The sequence below is a fragment of the Paenibacillus sp. NPDC056579 genome, assembly GCF_042793215.1.
Classification (GTDB): Bacteria; Bacillota; Bacilli; order Paenibacillales; family NBRC-103111; genus Paenibacillus_S.
In genome coordinates, this window is record NZ_JBHTVD010000023.1 from 20,732 (window position 1) to 29,209 (window position 8,478).

Annotated in this window: 8 protein-coding genes and 2 pseudogenes; 6 read left to right on the plus strand and 4 right to left on the minus strand. The window is 44.3% G+C overall.

The features are described 5' to 3' along the window. Window positions 1-72 precede the first annotated feature (72 nt). Window positions 73-1,440, plus strand: coding sequence for a stalk domain-containing protein (locus ACFQ88_RS39010; protein ID WP_379463251.1), 1,368 nt, complete (start codon window positions 73-75; stop codon window positions 1,438-1,440). A gap of 189 nt (window positions 1,441-1,629) precedes the next feature. On the opposite strand, the pseudogene ACFQ88_RS39015 reads toward ACFQ88_RS39010, so the two are convergent. The 4 genes and pseudogenes from ACFQ88_RS39015 to ACFQ88_RS39030 all read right to left on the minus strand — a co-directional run. After that, window positions 1,630-1,779 (minus strand): annotated as a pseudogene (locus ACFQ88_RS39015) (transposase domain-containing protein); the annotation flags it as partial. Window positions 1,780-1,881: 102 nt separating this feature from the next. Beyond that, a pseudogene (tnpB, locus tag ACFQ88_RS39020) lies at window positions 1,882-2,219 on the minus strand (IS66 family insertion sequence element accessory protein TnpB). Window positions 2,220-2,280: 61 nt separating this feature from the next. Then, window positions 2,281-2,511: an IS66 family insertion sequence element accessory protein TnpA gene (gene tnpA, locus ACFQ88_RS39025; protein WP_379463281.1), complete on the minus strand. Its 231-nt coding sequence runs from the start codon at window positions 2,509-2,511 to the stop codon at window positions 2,281-2,283. Between the two features lie 69 nt (window positions 2,512-2,580). Further along, window positions 2,581-2,862, minus strand: a complete 282-nt coding sequence (locus tag ACFQ88_RS39030) for a class I SAM-dependent methyltransferase (RefSeq protein WP_379463253.1) — start codon at window positions 2,860-2,862, stop codon at window positions 2,581-2,583. Between the two features lie 630 nt (window positions 2,863-3,492). Between ACFQ88_RS39030 and ACFQ88_RS39035 the strand changes: the two genes are divergently transcribed. The 5 genes from ACFQ88_RS39035 to ACFQ88_RS39055 all read left to right on the plus strand — a co-directional run. Then, window positions 3,493-5,070 (plus strand): spore germination protein, encoded by a 1,578-nt coding sequence (locus ACFQ88_RS39035; protein WP_379463255.1) that lies wholly within the window; start codon window positions 3,493-3,495, stop codon window positions 5,068-5,070. 9 nt (window positions 5,071-5,079) lie between these two features. After that, the gene (locus tag ACFQ88_RS39040; protein ID WP_379463257.1) at window positions 5,080-6,297 is read left to right on the plus strand and encodes a Ger(x)C family spore germination protein; all 1,218 of its coding nucleotides are present in this window, start codon (window positions 5,080-5,082) and stop codon (window positions 6,295-6,297) included. A gap of 56 nt (window positions 6,298-6,353) precedes the next feature. Then, window positions 6,354-7,457: a GerAB/ArcD/ProY family transporter gene (locus ACFQ88_RS39045; RefSeq protein WP_379463259.1), complete on the plus strand. Its 1,104-nt coding sequence runs from the start codon at window positions 6,354-6,356 to the stop codon at window positions 7,455-7,457. Continuing rightward, window positions 7,454-7,729, plus strand: a complete 276-nt coding sequence (locus ACFQ88_RS39050; RefSeq protein WP_379463261.1) for a hypothetical protein — start codon at window positions 7,454-7,456, stop codon at window positions 7,727-7,729. The genes ACFQ88_RS39045 and ACFQ88_RS39050 overlap by 4 nt, the downstream gene beginning before the upstream one ends. Before the next feature lie 34 nt (window positions 7,730-7,763). Next, window positions 7,764-8,478 (plus strand): GerAB/ArcD/ProY family transporter (locus tag ACFQ88_RS39055; protein WP_379463263.1); only part of this gene is annotated, 715 nt, incomplete at its 3' end.

Genomic DNA, 8,478 nt, shown 5'->3' on the forward strand with positions numbered 1-8,478 from the left:
AACTCAACAAGCAGGAGGGGCAGGAATTGACTCTGCCCCTCCTTATTTTAAAATGAAGGGTGATGAACATACATGAAGAAAATTATAGGCTGCTGCTTGTTACTTTTACAGCTTCTTATAACAATAGGTTCGCCTGTTACGCTCGCTGAACAAAAACAGATTAAGGTTATAGTAAATGGCCAAGAACTTACTGCAGAGCAATCTCCATTTATATATGAAGGTACTACTCTTGTCCCATTACGAAGTATTTTCGAAGAAATGGATATCTCCCTGTCTTGGGAAGAAAAGACACGTAAAATCATCGGTACAACGAAAAATACGAAAATAGAACTGCAGGTTGGAAATAAAACGGCAACAATAAATGGCCAACGAATAGCAATAGAGGTTCCCCCAATGATAGTTGATGGCACGACGATGGTCCCGCTCCGTTTTATAAGTGAAGCTACCGCTAAAAATATATCTTGGGATCAGATAGACGGCGTTGTCCAGATAACATCAGGAATTGAGTTTCATACAGAAACAAGCTATTTTGCTAGAGATAGCTTCGATCCACTCAATCTATCAAAACAGTATGGAGTTCCCGCTCCGGTTATTTACGAAGAAAATGGATATACGTACGTACTATGGAGTAGAGATGACTCCAATGGGGGGACCAGTTACAAATACACAGAGTTTTTTGTTTCAATAGCCAAAAATGAGGAGTGGCTTGTAAAAGGTAAATCAATCTTAAAGGTAAATAAAGCGACACACAACATGAAAATAATATTGAACAATTCAATATTGATCCGTGATTATGAAGGAATCCAGAGAGTAAAGATAAATGAACATGGAGATGTTATCCTTGATGAAACTATCGTAGAAAATCAGCGCCCTGGCACATTGCTCCAACGATTAGATCAGGAAATATTGTTGCCCGTTCAATCAGAGTCAGGTCCCCGCTTCATTTTTGGTGACAAGAATAGTCTTAGGATGTACAAGCTTGAAAATCCAAAGGAATTCGAAGGTATCTTAGACAATCATCGGATATTGACGACATCGCCTAATAAGTATTCACTTTTCACGTACAATCAGAAGACTCATAATCTAATGCTTATTGAAGGGATTTCGATTAAACAACTGAATGTAGCAAATGGGGAAGTGATCTTCGATGAAAATGGCCAGGATAAAGTAATAAAGCCGGCTAAACAGTCACTTTCGCCTCCATCTTATTATGATGGCCGTATTTATTATGTGTATCAGGATAGTGATAAAAGATTGAAGATAACTAGCATTGATTTGGATATGAATGTAAGCACAACACCTACAAACTATGTACCAACGGAACGGAAGAGAATCATTTTAACACAAATCGGGGACGAATTTCGTTTATGGAATACGGCGGAGTTTGATCGCAGACCGTCACTACAGCAAGTTACCCTTATGAAAAATAAAGGACAGTAAATAAGAAAGAACCGATCGTTTCATTTGTGGAAGGTTTATAGCTGCATCCGAAAAATACGGTATTGATAATATGTTTATGGAAAGTGAATGATTCTTGTAACTAGCATTATTAGGCGATCCATCTTCTGCATATTTTTAAGGTCTTCTATTTCTGCTTCTAGCTCCACATAAAGATAGAGGTGATGCTAGCATTTCAGCTTCGTTGAACAATGAGAGCTCTAATTGATCCGGGTGCGTCTGCTCACTGGAAGAACCAAAACGCTTATTCTGCGCTAAGCGGAACTGCTCTTCGTACCATTTGAGCTTAGCCGAAAGTTCGATGATTTGTTGTGTAGAGATTCAATGGTTGGTGTATCTGCATGTTTTTCCATACTTTACTGATTGGATAATAAACACCTAATACCTATAAGGTTCTATGACGAAATGATTACAAATCTGTGTCTAAATGACGGAAATGGCATTGACCTTAGGACTGAGTGAAAGACCATCCAGCAGCCAGCTAAGCTCCCTACTGGAGATAGCTATTACATCTTCCTTGCCTGTAGGCCACTGAAATCTCCCTCTTTCAAGACGCGATAGTAAAGCCAAAAACCATTATGGTCCCAGTAAAGAATTTTGAGTTTGTTGCATGCTCGGTTACAGAATACGAATAAGCCGGAAGTGAAAGGATCCAGGCCGAAGCTTTCCTGGACGATGGCAGCAAGACCGTCAATCGACTTCCGCAGATCGGTAGAACCACAGGCAAGAAACACACGCTGATTGCTTGAAAAAGTCAGCATGATGAAGAAAGCACGCGAATCACTTCACTCAAAAGCTTCGCGTCAAAGCCGGAATGAAGTTCTATATTGGCTTTACCGATATGAAGAATAAGAGGTGGAACAGAAGAAACGCTGCCCGGTGGATCAACAGCAGCAAGAGGTACAAATTGTACGGGAGAAGTCTTTGGGTCTGAGTAGTCTGGGATGAACCACGTTTTATTTTGTAAAGCCAATATTTCAATTGTTCGACAGAGCATTGATTTGCGTTGCACCAAGCTTTCATTGTGAGGCCACTTGCCCGATAAGTTGCGATGCGTACTTGCCAATCTTATCTGCGTTGTTCTTTAGCATTCATGAGCTATCCTCCATACTCAGGTTAAACTCATGATCTCATAGCGAGCGTAGTAGTTGAAGGTGGGAAGAGTTTGACGCTTACATTGAATTTGGTTCGTTCGCAAAGATATGGCTCCATGACAATGATTTTGCCGCCAGGCTTAAAGATTCGGTTAAATTCAAGCAAATATTGCTTGATTTGATCGTCGCTAATATGATGGAGTACTGCCACAATGATAATATAGTCAATTGAGTTATTTTTCACTGGAATTTGTCGTTCGTCAAAAATCATAAAGCGATGGTTCGGGTAAAGATGCCTAGCGAGACTCAATACGCTTGATATCCGGTTCGATACCCAGGTAGAAATTCGGTTCGCATAACGAGCAATTTGCCCCAGTGCCAGAACCGAAATCGAGCACGATTTTCTGATCGAAACGAAAATGGTCCAGCAAGTGATCGTGAATATATTTTTTGGTAAGCCATCGTGGACGGATTACCCAATGATACATTCGCGGTGATAAGGGCATATTTGTTTTCCACCTTTTCTTCAAGTCAACAACAAATAGTAATTTCTCTCGAAGCATCGAGAAATATGCATGGATAAAAACAGCAAAAACAGAGAAGTCTAGTTGAAGCTGTTGACATTAGCGTTGAGACGAGGAGAGTATAGATGAAATACAGACGATGGACCATGATACTGCTTTGTTTCGGTTTAATACGGAACTTACTCCTTTCCCCGGCCAACGCGGAACCTTCCGAAGACGACAATCTGTTGGCCAGAATCAAGGAAGAAGCTGCCAAAAGGTACGTGTCAGCCATAAATGCCCGGGTTGATCGCGTATGGCGCGCCATTCCCGGGTACACACGCTAACAAACATTTCCGAGAAAGGAATAATTTAATCAGCATATATGCAATTTATGAAATATGAAAAGATACGGATCATATGGGGGGAGGACGGGGATGTTGCGGTTTCGGTTTAAGAAGAAAAAAAGAAATGAAGCAATCCAAAATCCGAATAAATCCTTGAGCCAACACCCTCTTTTCCAACATCTTGATGGTATTAGCGGCAATCTGCAACAAAATCTGCAGGTTCTGCAATCGATATACACGGATTGTCCGGATGTCGTTTTCCGGTCTTTTGTTATTAGCGGCATGCATGAGGCGGCGCTCGTTTATTTCGAGGGTTTAGCCAATGCTGAAGAAATTAACGATAACGTGCTGACCCCGTTAATGGCGGAAAACCCGGCGGAAATCCGCGAAATGAAGGGGTTGGTGGAACAGCGGCTGTCGGTGTCCAAGGTGCAGTACGTACAGACGTTTCCCGAATGTATCGAACATATTTCCACGGGGAATACGCTGCTTCTGATCGATCGTTTCGATCAGGGGATTATTTTATCCTTAACGAAATTCGATAAGCGCAACATACAGGAACCGACGGCGGAATCTGTTGTCCGCGGCCCGCGGGAAGGTTTTACGGAAACGCTGCAGGTCAATATTTCCATGCTCAGGCGCATCATCCGCTCTCCTTTGATGAAATTTCATTCCGTAAAAATCGGCCGCTATACACAAACCGAAGTGTACATTGCTTACATCGCCGGGTTGGCGGAAGAGACATTGATAGACGAAGTGAAAAACCGTTTGCGGCGCATCGATATCGACGGGGTGCTGGAAAGTGGATATATAGAAGAGTTTATTGAGGACGCGACGTTTTCCCCCTTTCCGCAACTCATTTCAACGGAACGTCCGGATGTGGCTGCTTCAAGCTTGTTGGAAGGCAGGGTTGCGATTCTAACGGAAGGTTCACCTTTTGCCTTAATCGCTCCAGTGACCTTGTTTTCCCTGATGCAAGCGTCGGAGGACTACTATGAACGTTTTCTATTGGGAACCGTCGTCCGCTGGCTGCGCTATTTTTTGCTTGCGATCTCTCTTCTGCTTCCTTCTGTTTATGTAGCTTTATTAGCTTATCATCAGGAAATGATACCGACTACATTGCTTATCAGCATTGCGGCTTCAAGGGAACAGATTCCGTTTCCCGCTTTGGTTGAGGCGATCTTGATGGAGATTGCTTTTGAAGCGTTGCGCGAAGCCGGGATCAGGTTGCCTAAACAGGTCGGATCAGCCGTAAGCATTGTGGGCGCGCTGATTATAGGCGATGCCGCTGTTTCAGCCGGATTGGTGTCCCCGCCCATGGTCATGGTAGTGGCTTTCACAGGAATCGCTTCCTTTACGACTGCCCGTTATAACGCGGCTGGCGCTTTTCGTATACTCCGTTTTCCGCTAATTATTCTGGCTGGGACACTGGGACTATTGGGGGTGATGTGGGGTGTGCTCCTCATTGTCATTCATTTATGCACGCTCCGTTCATTTGGCGTTCCGTACATGAGCCCAATCGCTCCGGGTATGCGGAAGGAATGGAAAGATGTTATTATCCGCGCTCCGATATGGGCGTTGAATCAAAGACCGAAATTAAGCGGTGAAAATAACCCGATCAGGCAATCGCCCGGGGCTAAACCCGAACCTTCCCAAAGAGGGGAGTAACGAATTGCTATGAAACGACCGGAATGGCGCAGGAGATTAAGGGTTGCCGGAATTGCCGTTGTCCCCGTATTGGTACTTTTAACCGGCTGTTGGGATCGAACGGAATTGAATGATCAGGCTATTATTGTTGGGTTCGGTCTGGATAAACCGGAAGACAAGGAGGGGATTGAACTTTCCGTTCAATTGATTGCACCGAGGCAAGTGGGAGGACAGGGAATGGGCAAAGGGAGTCAGCAAGGCGGAGGAGGAAAGTCGACACTAGCCCGTATCGCCAGAGGAATGACGATATCCGATGCAATGAGCAAGATGCAGGAAAGTCTTTCGCGCAAATTGTTTTGGGGCCACAGTGAAGTAATGGTAATCGGGGAGGAACTGGCCAAGGAGAAGAGATTTAGTGATTATCTGGATTTTATGGCCCGGTATCCGAAAACGCGTTTAAACTCGAATATCTTTATCAAAAAAGGGAAAGCATCTGATTTGATGCAGGCGGTTCCAGCGTGGGAATTGTACAGCGCGGAAGTGGTCAGGGAACTGGCGAAAGTTCGAACCGGACTAGAGGTTAGCATCAAAGATGTGTTGGAGGGGCTCAGCGGCGACAGTAAAGCAGCGGCGATTCCCTGGATTGAAGAGAATCCTTGGTTAGATAACGGCCAAAAGGGGCAAATAGGTCTCCGGATGAACGGAGCGGCAATCATAAAAAACGGGCGGATGGTAAAATATGTTGACGATAAACTGACACGGGGCATTCTTTGGCTGCGCAATGAGATTCAGCATCCCACCATTACCATCACGCCAGAAGAAGCCGAAGGGTTCGTCTCCATGCTGCAGCTGCAAGCCAAAACGGAACTGATCCCGGAAATCAAGGGTGACCATTGGAAAATGACGGTAAAGATTGAGACGGAAGACGATATTTTGGAAAATTCGACTAATTTGCAATTGGGGAATGTCCAGTTCAAAAAGCTATTGGAGGAAGAAACAGCTAAGGATATTAAAAATCGTATCGAAATGACACTAAACAAAATTCAAAAAGAGGCGAAAGCGGATGTCATCGGATTTGACGAAGCCTTCCATCGCAAGTACCCAAAAATATGGGAGAAGTCGAAGGAGAGATGGAATGAAATTTTTCCTCGGGTTGAGGTAGAGATTGACGTGAAGGCGAAGATCCGAAGACCGGGATTATCCACCGCTCCGCAGGGAAAACCGAAAGAGGAGATAAAAGAAAAGTAAGCGGATAGTGATCGTTACCGTTATCGAAGAAAGGGTAGTTGGAGGTGTAGGTAAGGATGGAGCAAGGCCGGATTTCATCGTTTCAAATGGCGCTTCTAATGTATCCGTTAGTTGTGGCTACTGCGGATGTCACTGCTCCTGCCCTCACGTTTAAATATGCCCAACGTGATTTGTGGCTTTCGCCGGTTTGGGCTTCTATAGCGGGGGTCATTACGTTATGGCTTGCTGTACGGCTGGAGAGATTTTATCCCGGGAAAACCATAATACAGTATCTCGTCAGCATTCTCGGCACCGGATTGGGAAAAGCCGTCGGTCTCCTGTTTCTGTTTTACTATCTGCATCAGAACGGAAACATTATCAGGATATTCCAGGAATTGGTTGTATCTAATTTTCTTACTTTCACGCCGATGTTTGTTGTTATTGGCGGGATGATCATTATCTGCGGCTGCGCCGTCCGCGGAGGACTTGAGGTCATCGCACGGACGGCGCAAGTTTTCATACCGATCGTTTTCCTATTTTCGATACTTGTTTTTGTGCTGCTTATTCCGGAATTGAGTGTCAAGAAGCTGTTTCCGATCCTGGAAAGAGGACTCGGACCTTCGCTTAAGGGAGCGATCGTTCCCTGGTCCTGGTTCACCCACTTCTTTTTGCTTCCGTATATAATTCCTTATCTGCGAGATCGTGAAAAAGGGCAAAAATGGGGGATGATATCCATTTTTGCTATCGTGTCCATGCTCGTCATTTTCAACACTTATACTTTGATGCTGTTCGGAAGCATAACGGGTAAATTTACTTATCCCGTCATGCAGGCCGCCCGCTTAATCAGCATTGCGGATTTCCTGGAGCATGTGGAATCTGTAGTGGTGGTGATATGGGTTGCCGGAGCTTATTTGAAAATTGCGATTTATTATTATGTCTTAGTATTGGGAACAGCGCAATGGTTAAACCTTGGCAACTATAAGCCGATCGTTTTTCCTCTTGGAATGCTGTTGTTAGTGTTTACATTGTGGGTGGCGCCGTCCTTGCAGGATCTTAGTACCTTTGTCGATAAAGCCGCGCCGTTTTACGATTCTTTAGTGCAAATTTTGATCCCCTTGCTGCTTCTCTTGATCGTGCTCATCCGCAATAAAATGTCTTCCAAGAAAGAAAATGCGCATTGAGCTATTGGGTTGAGCTGAAGAATATTGAGGAGTTGAAAAAAGAAATGGCATTTATTAAATTGTTAGGAATCGCTATATTATTGGCGTTAATCGCCATGTACGAATGGCCCAAAATCGAACCTAATCAGAAAAAGGAAAAAGCGGCATTTGTCATCCTTTCCTTATTTGCCGGGGGGATGTTAGCTATGGTATTGTTCTTTCCAGAAATTCCGGGGCCAAACAAATGGATGGTGACGATTTTTAAGCCGCTGGGCGATCTGTTGGAAGAATAAGACGTGGAAAGGGTAATTGGAGGTGGAGATAAGGATGGAGCAAGGCCGGATTTCATCGTTTCAAATGGCGCTTCTAATGTATCCGTTAGTTGTGGCTACTGCGGATCTCACTGTTCCTGCCATCACGTTTAAATATGCCCAGCGTGATTTGTGGCTTTCGCCGGTTTGGGCTTCTATAGCGGGCGTCATTACGGTATGGCTTGCTGTACGGCTGGAGAGATTTTATCCCGAAGAAACCTTAATGCAGTATCTCAACCGCATTCTCGGCACCGGATTGGGAAAAGCCGTCGGTTTACTGTTTCTGTTTAATTATCTGCATATCAACGGAAACATCATCAGGTTATTTCAAGAATTGGTGGTATCCAATTTCCTTAACTTCACGCCGATGTTTGTTGTCATTAGCGGGATGATCTTTGTCTGCGGCTGCGCCGTCCGCGGAGGACTTGAGGTCATCGCACGGACGGCGCAAGTCTTAATGCCAATCGTTTTACTATTTTCGATACTTGTTTTTGTGATGCTCATTCCGGAATTGAGTGTCAAGAAGCTGTTTCCGATCCTGGAAAAAGGGCTCGGACCTTCTTTTAAGGGAGCGATTGTTCCCTTGTCCTGGTTTACCAATTTATTTTTGCTTCCGTATATTCTTCCTTATCTTCAAGATCGTGAAAAAGGGCAAAAATGGGGGATGATATCCATTTTTGCTATCGTGTCCATGCTCGTCATTTTCAACACTTATACTTTGATGCTGTTCG